The organism is Amycolatopsis sp. NPDC101161, assembly GCF_044768185.1.
GTDB lineage: Bacteria > Actinomycetota > Actinomycetes > Mycobacteriales > Pseudonocardiaceae > Amycolatopsis.
On record NZ_JBIWPI010000005.1, the window covers coordinates 264,883 to 288,218 of the forward strand.

A 23,336-nucleotide genomic window follows, 5' to 3' on the forward strand; every position below is an offset into this window, starting at 1 on the left:
CGGGACAGGGGACCGCTTCCGCCAACGACGCCGGAAGCGGTCCCTTTTGCGTGCCGTTCTGGGACGATGCCCCCATGATCGCCGGGGGGAAGCCGCAGACGGTGCCGCTGCCCGGTCAGGTCTGGGGCCTGGCCGCACCGGGCCCGGCCGGTCCGCTGGTCGCGACCACCTACGACGGCGGCACTCTCTCGGACACCGTGCTGACCGCACTCGACCGGTCGGGGACCGTGTTGTGGCAGCACCGGGCCGAGGGGCACCTGTCGCCGCCCCGGGTGAGCGTCGACGGGACGGTTTGGATCGCCCGGCGCGGCCCCGACGGCTACGGACTGACCGGACTGGACCCGGGCGGGTCGGTGCTGCGCTCGGTCGTGCTCGACCACGAGCCCCACGAGCACCTCAGTGCGTTCGTCCTGCTGGCCGACGGGTTCTGCGCCGCGTGGACGCCCGCCGAACGATTCCACGTCGTGGCGCCCGGCCGCACGCCGCGCGTCTACCGCCACGACGGTGCCGGCCGTGCGGTGTGGTCCACGACCGTCGAGCTCGAAGCGGAACGACCCAGGCCGCGGACGATCACGGCGTCGCACCGGCAGCCGCTGCTGGTCTCCGCCGATCGCGTCGCGGCCGCCTACGAGGACGGTGGCAGCGGGATCGGCGTGACTTTCTTCCTCGACACCGCGACCGGGGAGCTGGTTTCGCGGACCCGGCCGGGACCGGCCGGGTTCAACGCGATCGCCGGACCGGGCGAGTTCCTGATCGGCGAGCAGGGCTACGGCATCCGCCGCACCACCCGCTACGACCGGGCGGGCAAGCCGGTGCGGCAGTGGACGAGCCACGGCCTGCTGCTGGTCGACCGGGGACGGCGGCATCCGCGGCCCCGAACACGAAAACGTCGTGTGCTCGCGCTCGCGGTTCCGCGGCTTCGCGGAGGACGGCACGCTGGCCGGCGGACCGGCGCTTTCCGGCTACCACACCACGTATCCGGCGCTGGACGGCAACGGCACCGCGGTGTTCTGGCGTGACGGGCGGCTGGTCACCGTCGACGCCGGCTTCGAGCTGCGCGAGCTGTTCGCCCGGGCCGACGACCGCGCGGCCATGAGCCGGGTACTGCTGCTCGCCGGCGGGCAAGTCGTCTTCGCCCGGCGACGGCAATCTCGCCGGGAACCCGGTCGCTTACCGGTAGGAACGGCAAAGGCGGCGCACGGCGACCCGATCCGTGCACCGCCTCGACGGGTCGATCAGACTTCGGCGAGCAGCCCCAGCGAGCACAGCGAGCCCGCCAGCAGCTCCATGTCGTACCGGGTGTCCTCGACGTCCGTCTCCCACAGGGCCGCCAGGACCGTGCTCGCGCGGTCCACGTCGCCGTTGTGCTGCTTCAGCGCGATCCACATCGCCGCCGCGACCGGCTCGCAGTCGACCTGGCGGCTCGTGCCGCGGCACGTCAAGCGCAGGTGGCCGTTCGGGAGCATCCGCTGGGTGACACCGGGAACGGTCTGGATCGCCATCATGACTACCTCCGGGGGCGGGTCGTTTTCCTCGATGTACCCAGTTTCGCGGATCGGGACCCGCCGAACCATGGGGTCGGCACCTGAACACCGGCTGGGGTTTCCCCACCCCTGCCGCTGCCCGGTTCAGGGGGTTGCGCCGGCACCCCAGTCGCGCAGGCGGGCCGCCACGACCTCCAGGACGCCGTCGAGCTGAGCGTTCAGGTAGAAGTGCCCGCCGGGGTACACCTCGACCGCGCAGCCGCCGGTCGTGTGGACGCGCCAGGCGTCGGCTTCGGCGAGCTCGGTGACCGGGTCGTCGTCGCCCACCAGGACCTGGATCGGGCACGCCAGCTCGGTGCCCGGCCGGTGCCGGTAGGTCTCGACGGCGGTGTAGTCCCCGCGGACGGCGGGCAGCACCATGCGCAGCAGCTCGTCGTCGCCCAGGACGGCGCTGTCGGTGCCGCTGAGCTCCTTCAACGCGGCGATCAGGCCGTCGTCGTCGCGCTGGTGGACGTACTCGATCCGCTGCGCCGACGGCGCCCGGCAGGCGGAAGCGAACAGTCCGAGCGGCCGCGCACCCCGCGCTTCGAGCCGGCGGGCGACCTCGTAGCCGAGCGTCGCGCCCATGCTGTGGCCGAACAGCGCAACGGGCCGGTCGAACCAGGGGCCGAGGTCGTCGGCGATCGCGTCGGCCATGGCGTCGACGTCGTCGAAGCAGCGTTCGCCGAGCCGGTCCTGCCGGCCGGGGTACTGGACGGCAACGACATCGGCATCGAGGCCGGCTTGTGCGGCCGCACGCGAGAACGCGAAGTAGGCGGTGGCGGAACCACCGGCGTGCGGCAGGCAGACGAGCCGCGCGGCGGCGTCGTCGGCCGCGTGGAAGCGCCGGATCCACCGGCTCGTTCTTTCGTTAACGGCAGTCATGGTTCCCGAAGTTTTCGGGGCTTTCCCGGTCGTGGCAACCCCTATGGCAGGTGTTCGCCGACGCGCGCGCCGCCTGCCGCACCGAGACCGGAGCCGCCGGGCGGCGCGAGCTTCGCGCTCGACCGCGCGCGATCGGGCGGCTTCGGCTGCGGCCGGGGCGCGGGACCGGCCGGGTGGGATGCGGTCGAGTCTCGACTAGCCCGGAGCGCGCTGCGTGGGGGACTTCGTGCGGTCGGCCGGCTCCCGCCGCGGCCGGAGCGCCGGACTCGCCGGGTGGAACGCGGCCGACTCGCCCGGAGCGCGCACCCGAGATCAACCAACGACAACCATCGCGAAACTGTGTCCGATTCACTCCGTTGGGTGACTTTAGATCGCTGTTGGCCCTGCTTAGGCGCCTGCTGCGAGTGTCGTCAGGGCAGGAAGACAACCGCCTGCTTCGAGGAGCTTGCGATGGGCGTGATCTGGGGGCAGAACCGCCGAGACAATCCGCACGGGGCCTTGGGTTTTCTCGAGGACCTGTTGATCGAATGCGACGCCGGCGTCGGGGAGACCGTGCTCGTCGGCGGTGGCCCGGCCAGCGGGAAGACACACCTGCAGCACCAGCTGGTGGTGCGGGCCAAGGAACTCGGCATCGTGACGCTGACCGCGACCGGTGCCGCCGACGAACGCGACGTGGACGGCGGGGTGCTCGACCAGCTTTTGGCGAGCCCGCTGCTGCCGCCGTCGCTGACCGACCTCCCGGCCGCCGACTCCGTCGACGACCGGATCGCCGGGCTGTGCAACGCACTGCACCGGCTGGCCCGCGAACGCGCGGTGCTGGTGGCCGTCGACGACCTCCACCACGTGGACGAGACCTCCGCGCGGCTCCTGCTGCGCCTGCAACGCCGGACACCCTCCGCCGCGCTGCTGCTGGTCCTCAACCACGCCGACGGGTCCTACGCGGACCTGCCGTTCACCTCGCTGCCGCACCGGCACGTCGAACTGACGCCGATGTCGGTCCAGGCGATCGCCGAACTGGTGCAGGGCGACGGGCTGCCCGAGCGGATCCACGAGCTGAGCGCCGGGAACCCGCTGCTGGTCCGGGCCCTGATCGACGCCCACCGCGGCAGCGCGGACACCGGCTCGGCGTACTCCGAGGCCGTGCAACGGCTGCTGCAGCGCTACGGTTCGCCGCTGCGTGAGGTGGCGACCGCGATCGCGGTGCTGGACAGCGACGTCACGACCGAGGCCGTCGCCATCGTCGCCGGCGTCGACCCCCTGGAGGCGGAGGCGTCCACCGGGCGGCTCGCCGACGCGGGGCTGGTCGCGGGCGTCCGGTTCCGGCCGCCGGCCGCGGCCGCGGTGCTGGGCGGGCTGCGCGGACCGGAGAAGGTCCGGCTGCACGTGCGGGCCGCCGAGGTGAAGCACGCCCGCGGGCTGAGCCCCGCCGACGTCGCGCGGCACCTCGTCGCCGCGGGAGAGGCGCAGCCCGACTGGGCGCTTCCCGTGTTGGTCGCGGCGGCGGAGCAGGTGATGCTCGGGGACGACATCGAGTTCGCCACCCGCTGCCTGAAGCTCGCCGACTCCGTCTCGACGGCCCGCTGGGAGCGGCAGACCATCTCCCAGCTGCTCGCCAAGATCACCTGGCGCGTCAACCCGGCCGCCGCGGCGCCGCACCTGAAGTCGTTGCGCGAGGCCGGTTCGCTGGACCGGTCCGACCGGATCGGGCTCGCGCGGCAGTCGCTGTGGCTCGGCGACCGCGACACCTTCGAGCACGCGTTCGCCGCGCTCGAGCACGACGTCGAGCCGCTCGACCCGCGCACCTCCGCGGAGCTGGCCCTGGCCGGCTACTGGCACTACGGCGTCTCGGCGACGACGGCCGACGCGGGCGATCCCTGGCTGCACACGGCGAATTCACTGGCGTCGATGTGGCGCTCCGGCGGCACCGAGGCGACTTCGGCGTGCGCGGAACGGATCCTGCAGAACTGCCGGCTGTCCGACACCTCGCTGGAAGCGCTCGCCACGGCGATCCTCGCGCTGGCCCACGACGACAAGGCCGACCGCGCCGAAGGCTGGTGCACGTCGCTCAGTGAGGAAGCCGAATACCGCGGCGCGATCACGTGGAAGGCGATGCTCGACGCGATCCTCGCGAGCCTGCGGCTGCGCCGGGGTGACGTCGCGGGCGCCGTCGACCTCGCGAACCGGGCGCTGGGCATGCTGGACGCGCCGAACTGGGGCGTCGCGATCGCCCACCCGCTCGGGACGCTGCTGATCGCGCACACCGCGGCCGGGGCGTTCAAGGACGCGGCGGCGGTGCTGCGGCACCCGCTGCCGGACGCGGTGTGGGGAACCCTCGGCGGTGTCCGCTACCTGCGGGCCCGCGCCCAGTTCCACCTGGCGACCAACCGCGGCCTCGCGGCGGTGAGCGACCTGCAGCAGTCCCGGCGGATCCTGCGCGAGCAGGACCTGGACCTCCCGACGATCCTGCCGTGGCAGGCCGACCTCGCGGAGGCGAACCTCGGGCTGGGCAACACGGCGGTCGCCGTCGAGCTGGCCAAGCAGCAGCTGGCCGGCGCCGGTCCGGGCGACGCGTACTCGCGGGGTCTCGCCCTGCGGGTGCTGGCGCTCGCCGGCGACGCGGCGGCGCGGCCGGGGCTGCTGAACCGGGCGGCGGAGAGCTTCAAGGCCTCAGGCGACCGGCTGGAGCTGGCGAAGACGATGCGCACGATCAACCAGCTGAGCCAGCGCGCGGAACGCGGCGGCAGCCTGGTGAAGCCGGTGCACGTACCCCGCCAGGGCCGCGCCCGGCCGCCGACGGCTCCCCGGCCGGTTCCCCGCCCGGAGCCGGCTGCGGCCTCGGCGTCGGCATCGGTGCTGAGCGAGGCGGAGCTGCGGGTGGCGGAACTGGCCGTGGACGGCCGCACGAACCGCCAGATCGCCGCGACGCTGTACATCACGGTGAGCACGGTGGAGCAGCACTTGACGCGGGTGTACCGCAAGCTGGGGGTCGCCGGCCGCGCGGCGTTGGCGGGCGAGTTCGACGGCGTCGAGAGCGGGCAATGACCGTGCTGCTCACCGAAACCGAGCTGAAGGTCGCCGAGCTGGCCGCGGACGCGACGGCGATCGAGGCGATCGCGGAGAAACTGGGGATCGCGGCCGGGGACGCGGCCGGGCTGCTGGAGACGGTGTACCGCAAGCTCGGACCGGGCGAACGGTGAAGGCCGCCACCACGAACGCGGAGTCCGTGGTGGCGGCCGTCGAAGGCGGGTCAGGAAGCGCGGCGGTCGGCGACGACCGCCGAGATGATGTCGTCCAGCGTCCGCGTGGGCGCGAAGCCGATCTGCTGGTTGGCCCGCGTGCAGTCCGGGATCCGGCGCTGCATGTCCTCGTACCCGTCGCCGTAGGCCTCCTCGTACGGGACCTTCGCGATCGTGCTCGCCGAGCCCGTCGCCGCGATCACGCGTTCGGCGAGCTGGGCGATCGTCGTCTGCTCGGTGCTGCCGAGGTTGAACACCTTGCCGTACGCCGTTTCGTCGGACAGCAGGGCCACCAGCGCCGGGACGACGTCGTGGACGTGGCAGAAGCACCGCGTCTGCTGGCCGTCGCCGAACACCGTGATCGGCTCGCCGGCCAGGGCCTGCTTCACGAACCGCGGGATGACCATGCCGTAGCGGCCCGTCTGGCGAGGCCCGACCGTGTTGAACGGCCGGACGATCACCGTGCGCAGGCCGTGCTCCACCGCGTACAGGTACGCGAACGTCTCGTCCAGCGCCTTCGCCTCGGCGTAGGACCAGCGGTTCTTCAGCGGCGAGCCGATGATCCGGTCGGCGTCCTCGGTGAGGCCGTCGGCGGTGTTCTTGCCGTAGATCTCGCTCGTGGAGGCGACCAGGATCGGGACGTCGTGCTGCAGCGCCGCGTCCAGCATCGTCTCGGTGCCGTGCAGGTTGGTGCGGAGGCTTTCCATCGTCTTGTCGAGGATGGTGAAGACGCCGACCGCGGCAGCCAGGTGGAAGATCGCGTCGATGCCGGCCATGCAGGCCTCGACGGCCGAGGGGTCGGTGACCGAGCCGCGCACGAAGCGGAAGCCCGGGTTGTCCCGGAAGCCGGCGAGGTTGTCGAGCGTGCCGGTGCTGAGGTTGTCGAGCGCGACGACCTCGTGGCCGCGCTCCAGGAGGTGCTCGGTCAGGTGGGAGCCGATGAAGCCGGCACCGCCGGTGATGAGGTAACGCACGTCGGATGTCCTCTCAGTTCGCGAAAAGCGACGGGTCGAAACGGTAAGTGGCGTCGATGACGAGCGGGCACTGCCCGAGCCAGTCGTAGCCGTGGCCGGGCTGGACGGTGTGGATCAGCGCGACGTCCCAGTCGCCGCCCTCGGGCTCGGCGACGCTGTCCAGCTGCCCGCCGGTGACGCGGATGGTCGGCACCAGCGGGTCGTGGTAGCCGACCTTCGCGCCCCTCGCCGCCAGCAGGTCGATGATGTCCAAAGCGGACGACGACCGGACGTCCTGGACGCCGGGCTTGTACGTCACGCCGACCACCAGCACGCGGGCGCCGCCCAAACCCTTGCCGTCGCGGGACAACGTGCCGCTGATCCGGTCGACGACCTGCTTGGGCCGTTCGGCGATGGCGTGCATGGCCTGGGTGACGAGCGGCGCGTTGTGCTGCGTCGCGCGCAGCTGCCAGAGCAGGTAGTGCGGGTCGCACGGGATGCAGTGGCCGCCGACGCCGGGGCCGGGGTGGAACGCCATGAAACCGTACGGCTTGCTCGCCGCCGCGTCGATCACCTCGATCGGGTCGATCGCGAAGCCGTCGCTGATCTCCGCGAACTCGTTGGCCAGCGCGATGTTCACCGCGCGGAAGGTGTTCTCGTACAGCTTGGTCAGCTCGGCGGCCTCGGCCGAGCTGACGCAGTGCACGGCCGGTGTCAGCAGGTTGATCACGCGCTGCGCCATCGCGGTGCACGTCGGCGTCACGCCGCCGAGCACGCGCGGGGTCTCCTGCTGCGTGTGCGTCACGTTGCCGGGGTCGATGCGCTCGGGGCTGGACGCGACGAAGATGTCGCGGCCGACCTTGAACCCCCGGGCCACCAACGGTTTCACCAGCAGCCGCCCGGACGTGCCGACGTAGCTGGTGGAGGTGAGGATCAGCGTTTGCCCGGGCCGCGCGTGCTTGACCAGCGCCGCGCAGGCGCTCTCGAGCGGGCCGAGGTCGGGCATCAGGTACTCGTCGAGCCCGGTCGGGACGCACACCAGCACCGCGTCGGCCTCGGCCATCCGCGCCGAGTCGGCGGTGAGCCGGAAGTCCTCCTGGTGCACGGCTTTCTCCAGCCGGCGGTGGTCAGCCTCGATCAGGTCGACCTCACCGGAACGGATCGCGTCGAGGCGGTTCTGCGAGAGGTCGATGCCGATCACCTCGACGCCGCTCTCGTGCAGGCCGAGCGCGGTGGGGAGGCCGACGTACCCCATCCCGATCACCGCGACCGAAGTCAGTTCGTTCAGTTCGGCGATGGTTTCGAATTCAGCGACAGTACTCGTCATTGCGGTTCACCCGTCTCTTGCACGGTGGAATGTGATCGGGAGGTCAGTGCACGACCCGGACGATTTCGAAGGCCTCGGCGAGGCCGGTGGAGATCTGCGAACCGCGGTACTCCGCCAGGGCGCGGACACCCCGCTCGCTGCGGGGGTGCGGCCACGGCTCGAGCTCCTTGCCGTACGCGCGCAGGGCTTCGATCTTGCGGTCGACGTGCGAGTCCTCGAGGCGCTGCCAGCAGTTGGGGCGGAAGGTGACCGGCAGCCCGGACGCCTCGCCGACGTCGGTGGCGGACCGGATCTCGAACGTCCGCACCTCCTGCACGCTGCCCTTGCCCGGCCGGCCCGCCACCCGCGCGGCCCGGCTGACCAGCGCGTGGTCGGTGCTCAGGTCGCACATGCTGGTGGTGAGGATCGTGTCGGGCTCGAAGTCGCGGACCTCGTTCTCCACCGTCCGGTTGAGCTCGAGGTGGCTGACGGTGTCGAGGCGGTTGTCCCCGAACTCGTGGATGCGCACGCGTTCGATGCCGAGCGTCTTGGCGGCCAGCTCGATCGCGGCGGTGCGGTTGACGACGCCGGCGCCGTCCGGCGACCGCGAACCGTCGTCGTTGGTCAGGATGCAGAGCGAGACCGACACGCCTTCGTCGGCGAGCCGGGCGATGGTGCCGCCCGCGCCGAGCGTCTCGTCGTCGCCGTGCGCTCCCACGACCAGCAGTTTGCGAATTTTCCTGTGCATACCGGATCCCCAGTCTTGGTGCTGAACGGAAGTGCCGTCGCACGGCAACACGAGCGGAAATGTCTCCCGGAAATCTGACATCCGCGTGTCACGACCGACAACCCCTAAAGACCGTCTAAAGCGGACCTTGGCGGCCGCGCGGCACCGGCCCTAGGGGCACGGTTTTCCGTCGCAACCGGGGCCGTTAGGGGTGGGTGCGCCCGCGGTGCGCTCGTATCGTCGGTCGCATTGCTGTGGGGGTGCGCGATCCCCCTTTCCAGCGCAGGCGACGTGGAAGGAAAGAGGACTCGTGGGCAACTCCGAAGACAAGCTGGTCGGTGCGCTCCGTGCCTCCCTCAAGGAGAGCGAACGGCTGCGCGACAAGAACCGGCGGCTGACCGAAGCCGCCCGGGAACCGATCGCGATCATCGGCATGGCGTGCCGGTTCCCCGGCGGCGCCACCACCCCGGAACAGTTCTGGCGGCTGCTCGACGAAGGCGTCGACGCGATCGGCGAGTTCCCCGCCAACCGCGGCTGGGACCTGGACCGGCTCTACGACCCCGCCGGCGAGCGTCCGGGGTCGAGCTACGTCCGCGAAGGCGGCTTCCTCCACGACGCGCTGGACTTCGACGCCGACCTCTTCGGCATCAGCCCGCGCGAGGCCCTGCTCATGGACCCGCAGCAGCGGCTCCTGCTGGAAACCTCCTGGGAGGCCTTCGAACGCGCGGGCATCGCGCCGCACTCGGTGAAGGGCAGCCCCACCGGCGTCTTCGCCGGCACGATGTACCACAACTACCAGGGCAGCTACGGCTCCTCCGGCGTCATCTCCGGCCGGCTCGCCTACACCTTCGGTCTCGAAGGCCCCGCCGTCACCATCGACACGGCGTGCTCGTCGTCGCTGGTCGCGCTGCACCTGGCCGTGCAGGCGCTGCGCTCCGGCGAGTGCTCGCTCGCGCTCGCGGGCGGTGTCTCGGTGATGTCGACGCCGCGCACCTTCGTCGAGTTCAGCCTCGACGGCACGCTCGCCCGCAGCGCCCGCTGCCGTGCCTTCGCCGACTCCGCCGACGGCACCGGCTGGTCCGAAGGCTGCGGGATGCTGCTGGTGGAAAAGCTTTCCGACGCCCGCCGCAACGGTCACCCCGTGCTCGCGATCGTCCGCGGCACCGCGATCAACCAGGACGGCGCGTCCAACGGCATGACCGCGCCCAACGGGCCCGCCCAGCAGCGCGTGATCCGCCAGGCGCTCGCCAACGCGCGCGTCACCCCGGACGAGGTCGACGTCGTCGAGGCGCACGGCACCGCGACGAAGCTCGGCGACCCGATCGAGGCCGGCGCGCTGCTCGCGACCTACGGCCAGGGCCGCCCCGAGAACTCCCCGCTGTGGCTGGGGTCCGTCAAGTCGAACGTCGGCCACACGCAGGCCGCGTCCGGCGTCGCCGGCGTGCTGAAGATCGTGCTGTCGCTGAACAACGGCGTGCTGCCGCAGACCCTGCACGTCGACCGGCCGACCCGGCAGGTCGACTGGAGCGCCGGGCAGGTCGAGCTGCTCACCGAGCGCCGCGCGTGGGAGCGCAACGGCCACCCGCGCCGCGGCGCCGTTTCGTGCTTCGGCCTGAGCGGCACCAACGCGCACGTCATCATCGAAGAGGCCCCGGAACCGGAAGAGGCCGAGGAGGTCCCGCGCGACACCGCCGCGATCCCGTTCGTGCTCTCCGGCCGGACGCCGCAGGCGCTGCGGGCGCAGGCCGAGCGGCTCGCCGAGCGCCTCGCCGACACGCGGGCGGAGCCGCTCGACGTCGCCCGCACGCTGGCCGTCGGGCGCACGCACCTCGACCACCGCGCCGCCGTGATCGGCCGCGACCGCGACGAGCTGCTCGCCGCGTTGCGCGGATTCGCCGACGGCGAGCCGGGCGCGCTGACCGGCGTCGCCCGAGGTGAGACGAGCACCGGTTTCCTGTTCTCCGGCCAGGGTTCCCAGCGTCCCGGCATGGGCCGGGAGCTGGCCACCGCGTACCCGCGGTTCGCCGAGGCGTACGCCGAAGCCTGCGCCGAGCTCGACCAGCACCTCGACCGCCCGATCCGCGAAGTGATCGACACCGACACCGAAGCCTTGGCCCAGACGGGGAACACGCAGGCCGCGCTGTTCGCGTTCGAGGTCGCGCTGTTCCGGCTCGTCGAGTCGTGGGGCCTGGTCCCGGACGCGGTGTGCGGCCACTCCATCGGCGAACTCGCCGCCGCGCACTGCGCCGGCGTCCTGTCCCTCGCCGACGCCGCCAAGCTGGTCGCCGCCCGCGGCCGGCTGATGCAGGCGCTGCCCGCCGGCGGCGCGATGGTCGCCGTCGAAGGGACGCCGGACGAGGTCGCCGCCCACGATCCACAGGGGACGGTCGACGTCGCCGCCGTCAACGGCCCGCGTTCGGTCGTCCTGTCCGGCGACGAGGCCGCGGTCATCGCGATCGGCGACAAGTTCGTCGAAGCCGGCCGCCGGACGACGCGGCTGAAGGTCTCGCACGCGTTCCACTCGCGCCTGATGGAGCCGATGCTCGCCGAGTTCCGCGCCGTCGCGAAGACGCTCACCTACGCGCAGCCCGAGCTGACCGTCGTCTCCAGCGTCACCGGCGCGGAGGTCTCGGCCGAGCTGACCGACCCCGGGTACTGGGTGCGCAACGTCCGGCAGCCGGTCCGGTTCGCCGACGCCGTGCGCGCCCTGGCCGCCGAGGGCGTCAACCGGTTCTTCGAGCTGGGCCCGGATGCGCCGCTGACCGCCGTCGTCCCGCAGTCCACATCGGACACCGCGGTCGCCGTCGCGGCCCAGCGCCGGGACGTCCCGGAGGACGTTGCGCTCGCCACCGCGCTGGCCGGCCTGCACGTCCGCGGCGTGGTGCCGGACTGGGCCGCGCACTTCGCCGCCCGCGGCGCTCGCCGCGCAGACCTGCCGACCTACGCCTTCCAGCACCAGCGCTACTGGCTCGAGGTGTCGTCGGACTCCGGCGACCTGTCCTCGCTCGGCCTCGACCCGGTCGACCACCCGCTGCTCGGCGCGGCCACGCTGCTGGCCGACGCCGACGGCGTGGTGCTGTCCGGCCGGATCTCCGCGGCGACCCACCCGTGGCTCAACGACCACGTCGTCGGCGGCGCCATCCTGCTGCCCGGCACGGCGTTCGTCGAGCTGGCCGTCCGCGCGGGCGACGAGGTCGGCTGCGGCCGCGTCCGCGACCTGACCCTGCACGCCCCACTGGCGCTGCCGGCGAAGGGCGCCGCGCGGATCCAGGTGCGGCTCGGCACCCCGGCCGCCGACGGGGCCCGCACGATCAGCGTCCACTCGCGACCGGACGACCTCGCCGCGACCGGCGGCTGGGCCCGGCACGCCGACGGCACCCTGGAACCGGCCACGGCCGGGACCGCGTTCGACCTGAGCGTGTGGCCGCCCGCCGGCGCCGAGGTCGTCGACATCGAGGGCATGTACGACCTGCTCGCCGAAGCCGGCATGGAGTACGGCCCGGTTTTCCAGGGCCTGCACGCGGCCTGGCGCGTCGGGGACGACGTCTTCGCCGAAGTCGCGCTGCCCGAGCAGGACCGGCTCGGCGCCGAGGCGTTCGGCCTGCACCCGGCGGTCTTCGACGCGACGCTGCACGCCATCGGCCTCAGCGCCGCCGCGGGGGAGGGCACCACGCTGCCGTACTCGTGGTCCGGCGTCGAGCTGCTGGCCGCGGGCGCTTCCTCGCTGCGGGTGCAGGTGCACCCCGTCGGCGACCAGACGGTCGAGCTGCGGCTGGCCGACTCGACGGGCGCGCCGGTCGCCCGGGTCAGTGCGCTGGGGCTGCGCCGGATCAGCGAGGAGCAGTTGGCCGCCGCCCGCGCGGTGCCCGCCGGCACCGACTCCCTCTACCGCATCGACTGGGTCCCGGCGACGCTTCCGGAAAGCACCGAGGACGTCGTGGTGTACGAGGTCGACGCGGGAACCACCGCGGCCGCGGCGAAGAAGGCCGTCCACAGTGCGCTGTCAGAGCTCAAGAACCGCTTGGCGGGACCGGATCGGCTGGTCGTGGTGACCCACGACGACCTGGCCGGCGCCGCCGTCGCCGGGCTCGTCCGCTCGGCCCAGGTCGAGAACCCGGGCCGGATCGTGCTCGTCGAGGGCACCGCGACCCCGGACCAGCTGGCCGCGATCGCCGCCGCCGACGAGACGTCGGTCCGCGTCGCCGGCGGCGAAGTGACCGTGCCCCGGCTGACTCGTGCGACGCCCGAAGCCGGCGACGCGCCCGGGTGGGGCACGGTGCTCATCTCGGGCGGCACCGGCGCGCTGGGCAAGCTCGTCGCGAAGCACCTCGCGCGGCAGCACGGCGTCGAGCACATCGTGCTCGTCAGCCGCCGCGGCCCGGAGGCCGAGGGCGCGGCCGAGCTGGTCGCCGAGCTGGCGGAGCTGGGCGCGTCGGCGACCGTCGTGGCCGCCGACCTCGCGAACCGCGCGAAGGTCCGGGCCCTGCTGAAGAAATACCCGATCAACTCGGTCGTCCACGCGGCGGGCGTGCTCGACGACGGCGTCCTGGCCTCGATGACGCCGGAGCGCGTCGACGGCGTCTTCGACCCGAAGGCCCTCGCCGCCTGGCACCTGCACGAGCTGGCCGGCGACCTCACCGCGTTCGTCACGTTCTCCTCGGCCGCCGGCGTGCTCGGCGCGCCCGGCCAGGCCAACTACGCCGCCGCCAACGCCTTCCTGGACGCCCTCGCCGCGGTGCGCCGCGCCGAAGGCAAGCCGGCGCACTCGCTGGCGTGGGGCATGTGGGAGTCGGCGGCCGGCATGGCCGGCGAGACGAACGGCAAGCGCGGCCTCGGCGCCTTCGGCGTCGACGAGGGCCTGGCGCTGTTCGACGCGGCGGTCGGCGCGGAAGGCGACCTCTACGTCCCGATCAAGCTCGACCTGCCCGCGTGGCGCGACGCCGGCGGCGTCCCCGACCTGCTGCGCGGGCTCGTCCCGGCGGCCCGGCGGACGGTGTCCGACCGCGAGGCGGGCGCGGACTCGCTGCTGGGCAAGCTGATCCGGCTGCCCGCGGACAAGCGCCTCGACCACGTGCGCGACCTGGTGGTCAAGCACGCGGCCGCGGTGCTCGGCCACGGCTCGGCCGACCTGGTCGACGCCGACCGCGCGTTCAAGGACCTCGGGTTCGACTCGCTGACCGCGGTCGAACTGCGCAACGCGCTCAACGAAGCCACCGGCCTCAGCCTGACCGCGACGCTCGTCTTCGACCACCCGACCGCGGGCGAGCTTGCCGCCCACCTGCACGAGTCGCTGCTGGGCGACCTCGCCGACGCGGGGGAGCCCGAGGAGGTCGTGACCGGCGCCGGTGCCGACGAGCCGATCGCGATCGTCGGCATGGCCTGCAGGCTGCCCGGCGGCGCCGACAGCCCCGACGCGCTGTGGCAGCTGGTCGCCGGGGGCGGCGACGGCATCACCGCCTTCCCCGAAGACCGGGCCTGGGACATGGAGTACTGGCTGCCCCAGGTCGCGCCGGACGGCGGCACGCCGCACGGCGGGTTCGTCCACGACGCCACCGACTTCGACGCCGCGTTCTTCGGCATCAGCCCCAACGAGGCCGTGATGATGGACCCGCAGCAGCGGATGCTGCTCGAGTCCTCCTGGGTCGCGCTGGAGAACGCCGGCGTGGACCCGCTTTCGCTGAAGGGCAGCACCACCGGCGTCTTCGTCGGCGTGATGCAGTCCGACTACGACCCGGGTGACGCGCTGGCCCAAGGTGGCGGGCTCTACCGCGGGTCGGGCGCGCTGAGCAGCGTGGTCTCGGGCCGCGTCGCCTACGCGTTCGGCCTCGAAGGCCCGGCCGTTTCGGTGGACACCGCGTGCTCGTCGTCGCTGGTCGCGCTGCACCAGGCCACGCAGGCGCTGCGCGGCGGGGACTGCTCGCTGGCGCTGGTCGCCGGCGTGTCCGCGCTCGTCTCGCCGGCGCCGTTCGCGCAGTTCGTGGACGGCGCGGTAGCCCGCGACGGCCGCTGCAAGCCGTACTCCGCCGCGGCCGACGGCTTCGGCTGGGGCGAAGGCGTCGGCGTGCTGGTGATCGAGCGGCTGTCCGACGCGCGCCGCAACGGCCACGACGTCCTCGCTGTCGTCAAGTCCAGCGCCGTCAACGCCGACGGCGCGTCCAACGGCCTCACCGCGCCGAGCGGGTCCGCCCAGGAGCGGCTGATCCGCCGCGCGCTGGCCACCGCCGGCCTCGAACCGTCCGAAGTGGACGCAGTCGAGGGGCACGGCGCCAGCACCCCGCTGGGCGACCGGATCGAGACCGGCGCGCTGCTGGCCACCTACGGCAAGAACCGCACCGGCGAGCCGCTCTGGCTGGGGTCGGTGAAGTCCAACATCGGGCACACCCAGGCCGCGGCGGGCGTCGCCGGCGTGATCAAGATGGTGCAGGCGATGCGGCACGGCCTGTTGCCCGCGACGCTGCACGCGGCGGAGCCGACGGCCGACGTCGACTGGTCCGCCGGAACCGTCCGGCTGCTCGACGAAGCCCGGCCGTGGCCCGAAGTCTCGCGTCCGCGTCGCGCGGCCGTGTCGGCGTTCGGGTACAGCGGCACCAACGCGCACGTGATCCTCGAGCAGGCCCCGGCCGCAGAGACCGTCGCGAGCGAACCGGCCGGGGACACCGGCGGCGTGCTGCCGCCTCTCGTCCTGTCGGCCCGGACCCCCGCGGCCCTGCCCGACCAGGCGCGGGCGCTGCTCGCGCGGCTCGACTCCTCGTCAGACCTGGTGGACGTGGCTTACTCACTGGCTCAACGGCGTCCGCTGTTCTCGCACCGGGCGGCGGTGGTCGGGGCCGATCTGGACGAGATCCGGACGGCGCTGTCCACTTTGGACGTCACTGGCCGGGCGCGTCCGGGTGGCACGACGGCCTTCCTGCTTCCCGGTGAAGGAACGCAGTGCGCTGAGCTGTACGCCGCTTTCCCGGCGTTCGCCCGGGAGGTCGACCGGGTGGCAGCCGGGTTCGACACCCACCTCGGCCGCTCGCTGCGCGAGGTGATGCTCGCCGAGTCGGGTTCGGCGGCCGCGCAGCTGCTCGACCGGACCGAGTTCGGCCAGGCCGCGGCGTTCACGCTCGGCGTCGCGCTGGCCCGGTTGTTCGAGAGCTGGGGTCAGCGGCCCGACGTGCTGGCCGGCGTCGCCGTCGGCGAGATCGCCGCCGCGCACCTGGCCGGCGTGCTGTCCCTGGCGGACGCCGTGAAGCTCGTCGCCAACCGGGGTCAGCTGATGGCCGAGGGACCGCTCGACGACGACCTGCTCGAAGAGCTGGCGGAGATCGCGGGGGAGCTGACCTACGACGAACCCCGGGTCCCGCTCGCGTCCGCGGCCGACTTCCGTGACCCGCAGCACTGGGCCCGTCCCGCGGCGGTCCCGGAGATCGAGGCGACGCACACCTTGGACTTGGGTGCGCTCCCGACGGTGCGCTCGGTGCTGCTGGCCGCCGCCCGGCTCCACGTGACAGGCGCCGGGCTCGACGTGACGCGGATGTTCGCCGGACGTTCCGCGAAGACGGTGCCGCTGCCGGACTACGCGTTCCACCGCGACCGTTACTGGCCCACTGTCGACATGGAGGCACGGAACGCGATCGGGGACCACGACCTGCCCGCGCCGCGCACCGAGGCCCCTGTCTCCTTCGAGCGGACCGAAGAGGGCGTGCGGCGGTTCGTCCTCGCCGAAGCGGCCGGGCTGCTCGGGTACGCCGGCGCGGACGCGATCGACCCGGACGCGCACTTCCTGGAGTTCGGCTTCGACTCCCTGACGGCGTTGAAGCTGCGCAACCGGATCGCGGAGACGACCGGGGTCACCCTGGCGGGGTCGGCGGTGTTCGACCTCGGGACCCCGGCGGCGCTGGCCGCGCACCTGCTGGAGCTGCTGACCACTGAGCCGGCCGTGACGATCGGGGACCCGGTGAAGGAGCTGTTCGTCGAGGCGGTCCGCGGTGGCCAGGTCGAGAACGGCATCGCGCTGCTGGGTGCCGCGGCGAACCTGCGGCCGAAGTTCACCGGCGTCGCCGGGCTCGGATCGGCGCCCCGGCCGCTGGAGCTGGCCGACGGCCCGGACGGCCCGCGGCTGCTGGCCGTCCCGTCGCCGGCGGCGCTGGGCGGGGAGTACCAGTACGCGAAGCTCGCGGCCCGGTTCCGCGGCCGGCGCGGGGTGTCCGCGCTGCCGACGCCGGGGTTCCGCACGGGCGAGCCGGTGCCCGCCGACGTCGACGCGCTGCTCGAGGTCCTGGAGGAGAGCGTCCGGCTCGGCGCGGGCGACCAGCCGTTCGCGCTGCTGGGGTATTCGTCCGGCGGGGTGCTGGCGTACGCGCTGGCGGCCCGGCTGGAGAAGGCCGGCATCGCCCCGGCGGCGGTGGTCCTGCTGGACAGCTACGAGATGGACAGCGGCGGCGACGCGACCGCGGACACGGTGGCGGACATGGCGTCGGGCATGATCGAGCGCGAGGAGCAGTTCGGCCCGTTCGACCGCGACAAGCTGACGGCGATGGCCCACTACCTGGGCTTGCTGGAGTTGGCGGTCCTGGGCGAAGTGGCCGCCCCGACGGTGCTGGTCCGGCCCGAAAACCGGTTCGCGGCCGGCGATCCGGCGCCGTCCGACGACTCGTGGCGCTCGACGTGGAGCCGGGCGGACGCGAAGGTGACGGTGCCGGGCGACCACTTCAGCCTGGTGGACACGGACGCCGAGACGACCGCGGAAGCCGTCGACACCTGGCTGGGTTCACTGTCCTGACCCGCCGAAGCCAGGGCGGCGCCCCTCCCTCCCCCTCGGGGCGCCGCCCTTCCCACCGCTCAGGCGCGGGAGGTGGTCAGCAGCCCGGCTATCCCGTCCAGCACCCGGTCCAGCCCGAAGTCCACCGAACCCGCCCCCGGGTACTCGCCCCGGGCGGCGAGCGCGGCCAGCTGCGGATAGCCGCCGTCGACCAGCAAGGGCCGCAAAAACGCGCGAACGTCGCCGGCCCGCACTTCGGAGTCCGCCGAGTCCGGATCGGCGCGGGCACGCAGACGGTCAGCCGTCGCGCGGGCGAAGTCGGCCACCAGCAACGCGCACCCGAGAGCGTCCACATCGGACAGACCAGCCCCGGAGAACGCCGCCAGCAGCTGCTCGGTCCACCGCAGCCGGTGCGGCGTGATCGCACTGCCCCGCGAAGGCAGGTCCAGCAGCCACGGCCGGGCTCGGTAACGCTCCAGCGCCGCGTACGTCCAGTCCCGCGCCGCGGTGCGCCACGGACCGGGTGACGACGGCGGCGGTGGCCCGAACCCCGCGTCACCCAGCAGCACCAGCAGCTCGTCCTTCGAACCGACGTACCGGTACAGCGCGTTGGTGCTCAGGCCGACCGAAGCGGCGATGTTGGGCAGCGACGCCGCCGTCAGACCGTCGGCGTCCGCGAGTTCGACGGCGGCGGCGACGATCCGGTCCAGGCTGTGCGACGGCTTGGGGCCGCGGCGGGGCCGCGGCGCGGCACCCCACGCCGGGGCCAGCCCGGGCGGCAGGTCCGGACGGTCGTCCGGTTCGGGTTCGGTCGGCATCTATCGCTCCGCGGTCCGTTTCAGTAAACTGTGCAAGTCTTACACTAATCGGAGCTGGGGGCGAGTGCTTGTGAGCGAGAGCAGCCGGTTCGGGCTGGGCCGGGTCACCGAGCTGGACCGGAAGCTGGCGGCCACCGAGATCGAACACGGCCGGTCGACCGGTGGCTACGACGGCGGGGAGGCCGCCCGGCGGCTCGCCCGCGTCCGGCTGGCCACCACCCAGGCCGCGCTGCGGGCCGCCGTCGCCGGCGAGACGGGCTCGGTCGCGCCGCCGGCGCTCGAAGCGGCCCCGCGGATCGCGGGCGCGCTGTGGGCGTTCGTCAGCGTCACCAACTTCGTCGTCTGGCTGCTCATCGGGCTGATCGGCGGCCAGTGGGACCCGTTGTGGCTGGTCTGGGTGGTGCTCGGCGGCGGCGTCCTGGCGGTCGGCGTGTGGGGGATCCGGGACTGGGACCGCCGCATGCGCGTCGCCCCCTAACCGGGGCCTGCTTCCCCGTTCGGCGGCCTTGCGCTAAACTGTGTAAGGCTTACACGATTAATCCGACCGTGCGGCCGGACGTCGACAGGGGGAGATGGATGCCCGAAAGCACCGAAGGAAGCCGGTTCTCAAGCGGTCTCGCTCGCCGCGTCGTCACGGTCGTGTGGGCGGTCGTCAGCGGCGTCCAGTTCGTGATCTGGCTGCTCATGAGCTTGATCAGCATGTCGTTCAAGGCGCCGTTCTGGCTGTGGACGATCGTCGGCGGCGGGATCGTCCTGGCCGCGTGGTGGTACCTCGACCCGGCGCGCCGCGCCCGGGAAGGATCGGAGTGAACGACGTGCCCACGATGACTTCCGTCGAGTCGCCGGTCCAGCTGGACTCGGTGCACAAGACCTACGGCTCCGGCGAAAGCGCGGTCGAAGCGCTCGCCGGGGTCACCGTCAGCTTCCCGGCCGGCACGTTCACCGCGGTGATGGGCCCGTCGGGGTCCGGCAAGAGCACCCTGCTGCACTGCGCGGCGGGCCTCGACAAGCCGAGCTCGGGCCGCGTGACGCTGGTGGGGACCGACCTGAAGGGCAAGAGCGAGACGAAGCTGACCGAGCTCCGCCGTCAGCACGTCGCGTTCATCTTCCAGTCCTTCAACCTGATGCCGGCGCTGAACGTCGAGCAGAACGTCACCCTGCCGACCCTGCTGGCCGGCCGCGAGCCGGACCGGAAGTGGGTCGACGAGGTGATCGCGCGCGTCGGGCTGACCCAGCGCGTCAAGCACCGCCCGGGCGAGCTGTCCGGCGGCCAGCAGCAGCGCGTCGCGATCGCCCGCGCGCTCGCCGGCCGGCCTTCGGTGGTCTTCGCCGACGAGCCGACCGGCGCGCTCGACACGAACACCGCGCTCGAGGTGCTGAACCTGATGCGCGAGCTGGTCAGCGCGGGCCAGACCATCGTGATGGTCACCCACGACCCGGTCGCCGCGTCCTTCGCGGACAACGTGCTCTTCCTGGTGGACGGCCAGATCGTCACGCAGATGGCGACGCCCAGCGTCGAGGCCGTCGCGTCGACCCTGGCTCAGCTGGGCGCACGGGCCAAGCAGGCACGGGGGCAGCGGTGAGTTCGCGGCGGGTGGTGCTCAACCTGGCGCTGGCGAGCCTGCGCTACCGCGCGGCCGCGTCGCTGGCGTCCTTCGTCGCGATCCTGATCGGCTGCGGCCTGCTCATCGCGTGCGCCGGGCTGTTCGAGACGGCGATCGTGCTGCAGGCGCAGCCGCAGCGGCTCGCCGCGACGCCGGTCGTGGTCGGCGGATCGTCGGCGTTCAAGCTGCCGGACGAAGAGTCCGAGACCGTGCCCTACGCCGAGCGCGCCGGGCTCGCCGCGGACCAGCTCGTGAAGATCGGTGCGGTGCAAGGCGTCCAGCGCGTCGTCCCGGACGTCTCGTTCCCGGCCGTGCTGCTGAAGGACGGCGCGCCCGAGGGCACGTCCGTCCTTTCCGGACACGGCTGGGACTCGGCCGCGCTCGGCGGCTACGTCCTGCGGGACGGCACCCAGCCGCAGGCGCCGGGCCAGGTCGTCGTCGACTCGGCGACGGCGGAAGCGGCCGGGCTCAAGGCCGGCTCGCCCGTCGACCTCGCGGTCGACGGCCGCAAGCTGACCTTCACCGTCGCGGGCGTCGCGGAACCGGGCCAGACCGTGAAGGCACCGGCGTTCTTCTTCTCCGCTCCGGACGCGCAGCAGTTCTCCGCGCACCAGGGCCGCGCCGACCTCGCCGGGGTGTTCCCGGCCGAGGGCGTCGACGCGGGTGAGCTCGCCGCGCGCGTCGCGGAGCAGGTGCCGGGTATCAGCGTGCTGACCGGTGACGACCGCGGTTCGGCGGAGTTCCTCGGCGTCGACGGCAGCCGGCTCCCGCTGATCCTGCTGGCCGCGGTGTTCGGCGGCATGGTGCTGGTGGTCATGGCGCTGGTCGTCTCCGCGACGATCAGCCTCACCGTGCGCCAGCGCCAGCAGGAGCTCGCGCTCCTGCGGGCAACCGGGGCGACGCCGAAGCAGGTGCACCGGATGGTGGTCGCCGAGACCATGGCCGTCGGCGCGGTCGCCGCGTTGTGCGGGGTGGTCGCGGGCAGTCTGCTCGGCAACCGGATCTTCGCCACCAGCGTGTCGATCGGCATCGTGCCCGACGAACTGGTGTTCCGGCAGGACATCATCGCGTTCGGCGCGGGAATCGTCGCGACGCTCGTGATCGTCTACGCCGCCGCGTGGTTCGCGGCGCTGGCCGCGTCTCGGGCCCGGCCGATCCAGGCGCTGGCCGAGGCGTCGATCCCGAACGCCAAGGTGAACCCGTTGCGGCGCATGGGAGCCGTGGTCTTCGGGGTCGCGACGGTGCTGCTCGCCGGCACCACGCTGTTCATGCCCGCCGACACCGCCAGCGCGATCGGCGGCCCGGCGGTGCTGACCGGCGCCATCGCGGTGGCGTTGCTGGGGCCGGAGATCATGGCGTACGTGGCGGACCGCTTCGGCCCGTTCGTCCGCCGGGTCGCGGGCCGGGACGCCACGCTCGCGGTGATCAACTCGCGGGCGCGGGCGGTGGCCTTCGCCGCGGTGCTCACGCCGATCACGCTGGCCACGGCGGTCGCGCTCGGCAACGTGTACTCGGAGACGACGGCGCAGAAGGCGCAGGTCGCCGCCTACGCCGAGCAGCTGAAGGCCGACGCCGTGGTCAGCACCGCGGCCGGCGGCATCGCGCCGGAGGCACTGGCGCAGATCCGGAGCACGCCGGGCGTCGCGACCGCGTCGCCGCTGGTGACCAGTTCCGGCTGGATCGAGCAGCCCTACGACGGCAACGGCAGCGACCCGCTGCGCCTGCTCGGCGTCGCGGCTGAAGACCAGGGCGGCACGGTGCTCGCCACCGAAGTCACCCAGGGGTCGCTGAAGAACCTGACCGGTGAGTCGGTCGCGCTGCCGGCGTCCGTCGCCGACGACCTCGAGCTCAAGGTCGGCGACAAGATCACCATGCGGCTCGGCGACGGGGCGCAGGCGCAGGTGACCGTCGTCGCGCTGCTCGACAGCCCGTCGAGCTACGCGAGCATGGTCCTGCCGGTGGACCTGCTCGCCGCGCACACCACGAGCGGGATGGCGACGCAGGTGCTGGTGAAGGCGGCCGACGGCAGCGACGTCGTCTCCGCGTTGACCGACCGGCTGAAGGACTGGCCGGGCATCGCGGTCGGCGGCGACGACGCGCTGCTGGAGAGCTTCCAGGCCGGCGCGGACGTCGAGGCGATGATCAACTACCTGCTGGCGGTGCTGGCGATCGCGTACGCGGCGATCGCGGCGGTGAACACCCTCGCCGTCGCCGTCCTGGCGCGGCGCCGGGAGTTCGGCGCGCAGCGGCTGGCCGGCGCGGACCGCGGGCAGGTCCGCCGGATGCTGTTCATCGAGGGCGGCATCGTGGCGGTGGCCGGGCTCGTGCTCGGCATCGTGATCTCGTTGTTCACGGTGCTGCCGATGGCGATCAGCACGGGCCAGATCATCCCGTCGGGGCCGATCTGGGTGTTCCTCGGCGTGGTGCTCGCGGTGTTCTTGATCATTTGGCCGGTGACTTCGCTGTCCGCGCGGCTGGCGATGCGCAAGAGCCCGATCGAAGCGGTGACGTTGCCGGGGCAGTGATTGTTTTAGGGGTTCGCGGGCCGGGCCGGCGTGGATAGTGTCGAATTCGACTATCCGCACCGGGCCGGCCCGGTTTCCTTTTTCTGGAGTGGATCCCATGCGCGTACTCCTGGCCGCCCCGTCGACGACCGCGCGGCTGCACAACCTGGTCCCGCTGGCGTGGGCGCTGCGAACCGCGGGCCACGACGTGAAGATCGCGGGCGAGCCGTCGTTCGTCGCCGAGATCCTGACGACCGGCTGCGTGGCGGCCGACTTCGAGCCGGCGGAGTTCGCCGAACTGTGGCGCCCGCGGGTGGTGGTCGCCGACGCGGCGGTTCCGGCGGGGGCCGAGGTGGTCCGGCTGCGGGGCCCGCTGGACGAGTCCGGTCCGGGTTTCGACACGGTGCCGCCGTCGCTGCGGGATCCGGTCGCCGACGCCCGCCCGATCCGGCACGTGCCGTACTTCGGGCCGGTCGAGGTGCCGGGCTGGTTGCGCCGCAAGGCCAGGCGCAGCCGGGTGCTGCTGTCGCTCACGGACGCGACGCTCGCCGGGCCGGTGTTCGACGCGGTCGCGGGCCTGGACGCCGAGGTCGTGTGGGCGACGGACCCGGCGAGCATCCCGGCGGGGGTGACGATGCCGCCGAACGTGCGCCTGGTCGACGCGGCCCCACCGGCGGCGGTCCTGCCGACGTGCACGGCCCTGATCCACGACGGCGACGCTTCACTCGCCCTCGCGGCGGCGGCGTACGGGCTGCCGCAGCTGTCCCTGACGGAGACGCCGATCGCCGCGCGCATCGCCGCGGTGGGAGCAGGGTACGTGGGGCCGGCTGCCGCGGTTGCCGAGCTGGGCTCGTTGCGCGGGGCGGCGGAGGCGCTGCGGGAAGAGATCGCGGCCCTCCCGGCGCCGCGCGCGGTGGCGGCGGAGTTGGCTGGGGCGTAGGAGTCTGCCGCAGCCCGCTTGCCTCCCGACCTGCTGATCGGCGCCGGCCGGCGCCCGCGCCGAGCAGACCGAAGCTGATCCCGGGTGGCCCGCCGGT

General features: G+C 73.1%; 15 protein-coding genes. 9 read left to right on the forward strand and 6 right to left on the reverse strand.

Features of this window, described 5'->3' with window-relative positions; translation table 11 throughout:
* The first annotated feature begins 74 nt into the window (after positions 1 to 74).
* Positions 75 to 1,019 carry a hypothetical protein gene (locus ACIRSS_RS34800; RefSeq protein ID WP_400902545.1) on the forward strand — a complete coding sequence of 315 codons (945 nt, stop codon included), beginning with the start codon at positions 75 to 77 and terminating at the stop codon, positions 1,017 to 1,019.
* Between the two features lie 216 nt (positions 1,020 to 1,235).
* Here ACIRSS_RS34800 and ACIRSS_RS34805 read toward each other — a convergent pair whose 3' ends face one another.
* On the reverse strand, positions 1,236 to 1,502 hold the full coding sequence (locus ACIRSS_RS34805; RefSeq protein ID WP_400902548.1) for a hypothetical protein: 267 nt from the start codon (positions 1,500 to 1,502) through the stop codon (positions 1,236 to 1,238).
* Between the two features lie 126 nt (positions 1,503 to 1,628).
* The gene (locus ACIRSS_RS34810; protein ID WP_400902550.1) at positions 1,629 to 2,408 is read right to left on the reverse strand and encodes a thioesterase II family protein; all 780 of its coding nucleotides are present in this window, start codon (positions 2,406 to 2,408) and stop codon (positions 1,629 to 1,631) included.
* 450 nt (positions 2,409 to 2,858) lie between these two features.
* Between ACIRSS_RS34810 and ACIRSS_RS34815 the strand changes: the two genes are divergently transcribed.
* Both ACIRSS_RS34815 and ACIRSS_RS34820 read left to right on the forward strand, forming a co-directional pair.
* On the forward strand, positions 2,859 to 5,450 hold the full coding sequence (locus tag ACIRSS_RS34815; RefSeq protein WP_400902553.1) for a LuxR C-terminal-related transcriptional regulator: 2,592 nt from the start codon (positions 2,859 to 2,861) through the stop codon (positions 5,448 to 5,450).
* On the forward strand, positions 5,447 to 5,605 hold the full coding sequence (locus ACIRSS_RS34820) for a hypothetical protein (RefSeq protein WP_400902556.1): 159 nt from the start codon (positions 5,447 to 5,449) through the stop codon (positions 5,603 to 5,605). Before ACIRSS_RS34815 ends, ACIRSS_RS34820 begins: the two co-directional genes overlap by 4 nt.
* Before the next feature lie 50 nt (positions 5,606 to 5,655).
* Here ACIRSS_RS34820 and ACIRSS_RS34825 read toward each other — a convergent pair whose 3' ends face one another.
* The 3 genes from ACIRSS_RS34825 to ACIRSS_RS34835 are packed head-to-tail and all read right to left on the reverse strand — an operon-like array spanning position 5,656 to position 8,651.
* A complete protein-coding gene (locus ACIRSS_RS34825; protein ID WP_400902559.1) occupies positions 5,656 to 6,618 on the reverse strand; it encodes an NAD-dependent epimerase/dehydratase family protein in 963 nt (320 codons plus the stop codon).
* A gap of 13 nt (positions 6,619 to 6,631) precedes the next feature.
* Positions 6,632 to 7,924: a nucleotide sugar dehydrogenase gene (locus ACIRSS_RS34830; RefSeq protein ID WP_400902561.1), complete on the reverse strand. Its 1,293-nt coding sequence runs from the start codon at positions 7,922 to 7,924 to the stop codon at positions 6,632 to 6,634.
* Positions 7,925 to 7,967: 43 nt separating this feature from the next.
* Complete coding sequence (locus ACIRSS_RS34835; RefSeq protein ID WP_400902564.1) at positions 7,968 to 8,651, reverse strand: PIG-L deacetylase family protein; 684 nt, start codon at positions 8,649 to 8,651, stop codon at positions 7,968 to 7,970.
* Positions 8,652 to 8,940: 289 nt separating this feature from the next.
* Between ACIRSS_RS34835 and ACIRSS_RS34840 the strand changes: the two genes are divergently transcribed.
* On the forward strand, positions 8,941 to 17,394 hold the full coding sequence (locus tag ACIRSS_RS34840; RefSeq protein ID WP_400902566.1) for an SDR family NAD(P)-dependent oxidoreductase: 8,454 nt from the start codon (positions 8,941 to 8,943) through the stop codon (positions 17,392 to 17,394).
* 59 nt (positions 17,395 to 17,453) lie between these two features.
* Here ACIRSS_RS34840 and ACIRSS_RS34845 read toward each other — a convergent pair whose 3' ends face one another.
* Positions 17,454 to 18,191 carry a TetR/AcrR family transcriptional regulator gene (locus tag ACIRSS_RS34845; RefSeq protein WP_400902569.1) on the reverse strand — a complete coding sequence of 246 codons (738 nt, stop codon included), beginning with the start codon at positions 18,189 to 18,191 and terminating at the stop codon, positions 17,454 to 17,456.
* 70 nt (positions 18,192 to 18,261) lie between these two features.
* Between ACIRSS_RS34845 and ACIRSS_RS34850 the strand changes: the two genes are divergently transcribed.
* The 5 genes from ACIRSS_RS34850 (at position 18,262) to ACIRSS_RS34870 (ending at position 23,239) form a co-directional block, all read left to right on the forward strand.
* Positions 18,262 to 18,669 carry a hypothetical protein gene (locus tag ACIRSS_RS34850; protein WP_400902572.1) on the forward strand — a complete coding sequence of 136 codons (408 nt, stop codon included), beginning with the start codon at positions 18,262 to 18,264 and terminating at the stop codon, positions 18,667 to 18,669.
* 98 nt (positions 18,670 to 18,767) lie between these two features.
* Complete coding sequence (locus ACIRSS_RS34855) at positions 18,768 to 19,001, forward strand: hypothetical protein (RefSeq protein WP_400902574.1); 234 nt, start codon at positions 18,768 to 18,770, stop codon at positions 18,999 to 19,001.
* 14 nt (positions 19,002 to 19,015) lie between these two features.
* A complete protein-coding gene (locus ACIRSS_RS34860) occupies positions 19,016 to 19,774 on the forward strand; it encodes an ABC transporter ATP-binding protein (protein WP_400902577.1) in 759 nt (252 codons plus the stop codon).
* Positions 19,771 to 22,320 carry an ABC transporter permease gene (locus tag ACIRSS_RS34865; RefSeq protein WP_400902579.1) on the forward strand — a complete coding sequence of 850 codons (2,550 nt, stop codon included), beginning with the start codon at positions 19,771 to 19,773 and terminating at the stop codon, positions 22,318 to 22,320. The genes ACIRSS_RS34860 and ACIRSS_RS34865 overlap by 4 nt, the downstream gene beginning before the upstream one ends.
* Before the next feature lie 97 nt (positions 22,321 to 22,417).
* Entirely contained in the window at positions 22,418 to 23,239 is an 822-nt protein-coding gene (locus ACIRSS_RS34870) for a nucleotide disphospho-sugar-binding domain-containing protein (RefSeq protein WP_400902582.1), read from the forward strand.
* Positions 23,240 to 23,336: the final 97 nt, after the last annotated feature.